Origin of the sequence: Micromonospora sp. NPDC048830 (assembly GCF_043198215.1) — a bacterium.
Lineage (GTDB): Bacteria > Actinomycetota > Actinomycetes > Mycobacteriales > Micromonosporaceae > Micromonospora.
This window is the reverse complement of record NZ_JBICUP010000127.1, coordinates 1-1611: the sequence shown is the minus strand read 5'-3', so window position 1 is coordinate 1611 and position 1611 is coordinate 1. Positions and strand designations below refer to the sequence as shown.

Annotated in this window: 2 protein-coding genes; both read left to right on the top strand. The window is 67.4% G+C overall.

The window, feature by feature from the left end:
• Positions 1–125 precede the first annotated feature (125 nt).
• On the top strand, positions 126–1361 hold the full coding sequence (locus tag ACGFIZ_RS34205) for an IS256 family transposase (RefSeq protein ID WP_393427446.1): 1236 nt from the start codon (positions 126–128) through the stop codon (positions 1359–1361).
• A complete protein-coding gene (locus ACGFIZ_RS34200) occupies positions 1358–1555 on the top strand; it encodes a hypothetical protein (RefSeq protein ID WP_393427444.1) in 198 nt (65 codons plus the stop codon). The genes ACGFIZ_RS34205 and ACGFIZ_RS34200 overlap by 4 nt, the downstream gene beginning before the upstream one ends.
• Positions 1556–1611: the final 56 nt, after the last annotated feature.

Genomic DNA, 1611 nt, shown 5'->3' with positions numbered 1-1611 from the left:
AGTTGCGTCCGGCAGAGTGGTGTACGGCAGACCTGCAGATCAGAGCCGGTTTGACGTAGACGTGAGGCGGCCACCGCGTGATCATTCGAACTGAGTTCCCGCTCAAGATCGAGGAGATCAACGCGATGGCCACCCCCAGTATCGACCCTGCCCGGTTCCTACACGAGCACCTCGCTGCGGCATCACCGGACCTGCTGCGTTCACTGCTGACCACGTTCATCGACACCCTGATGTCCGCCGAGGCCGACGCCCTGTGCGGCGCGGAGTACGGCACCAGCTCCCCGGATCGGGTCAACACCCGTAACGGCTACCGGCACCGCGACTTCGACACCCGCGCCGGGACCCTCGACGTCGCGATCCCGAAGTTGCGGCAGGGCTCATACTTCCCGGACTGGCTGCTGGAGCGCCGTAAGCGTGCCGAGGCGGCCCTGACGTCGGTCGTCGCGACGTGTTACCTGCTCGGCGTCAGCACCCGGCGGATGGACAAACTGGTCGAGTCCTTGGGGATTACCCGGCTGTCGAAGTCGCAGGTCAGCGTGATGGCCCGCGACCTCGACGAACACGTCGCGTCGTTCCGCACCCGTCCCCTCGATGCCGGGCCGTACACGTTCGTCGCCGCCGACGCCCTCGTGCTCAAGGTTCGTGAAGGCGGCCGCGTCGTCAACGTCCACGCCCTGCTCGCTACCGGCGTGAACGCCGACGGGCACCGCGAGATCCTCGGCTTACAGGTCACCAGCGCTGAAGACGGCGCCGGCTGGCTCGCGTTCTTCCGTGACTTGACCGCCCGCGGCCTGACCGGCGTGCGCCTGGTGACCTCGGATGCGCACCGCGGCCTCGTCGAGGCGATCGGCGCCACTTTGCCCGGCGCGTCCTGGCAGAGGTGCCGGACTCACTACGCGGCGAACCTGATGTCCGCCACGCCGAAGGCGTCCTGGCCGTGGGTGAGAACGTTGCTGCACAGCGTCTACGACCAACCCGACACCACGTCAGTGCATGCCCAGTACGACCGCCTCATCGACACCGTGCACACCAAACTGCCCGCCGTCGCCGCGCACTTGGAAGCTGCCCGCGATGACGTTCTGGCGTTCACCGGCTTCCCGAAGGAGATCTGGCGACAGATCTGGTCGAACAACCCGCAGGAACGCCTGAACCGGGAGATCCGCCGCCGTACCGACGTCGTCGGGATCTTTCCCGACCGCCACGCCTTGATCCGCCTCGTCGGCGCGGTGCTGGCCGAACAACACGACGAATGGACCGAAGGTCGCCGCTACTTCGCCCTCGACGTTCTCGCCCGCGCCCGCACCACACCCACACCCAGCATCACCGCCGCCGACCTACCCGCCCTGCAGGTCGCAGCATGAGCCACCCGACACCACACCCCAACATCCCCGACCGGGCCACCCGCCACGCACTCAACGCCGCGCTGGCCGCCACCGGCGCCGAAACCGGCTTCTACGACGACCACGGCCGCCCCGCACCCTGGCCCGACGACATCGATCAATGGGCCCCCACCAGCAACGACTCCACCACCGACCCCGGAGAACACCCCTTCTAACCCAGACCGAAAAGATCACGCCTCAACCGCGAAACACCACTCCCAGGGACTTGACC

Coding starts and splice junctions, on each gene's coding strand:
- ACGFIZ_RS34205 (WP_393427446.1), top strand. CDS start 126: ATGGCCACCCCCAGTATCGACCCTGCCCGGTTCCTACACGAGCACCTC.
- ACGFIZ_RS34200 (WP_393427444.1), top strand. CDS start 1,358: ATGAGCCACCCGACACCACACCCCAACATCCCCGACCGGGCCACCCGC.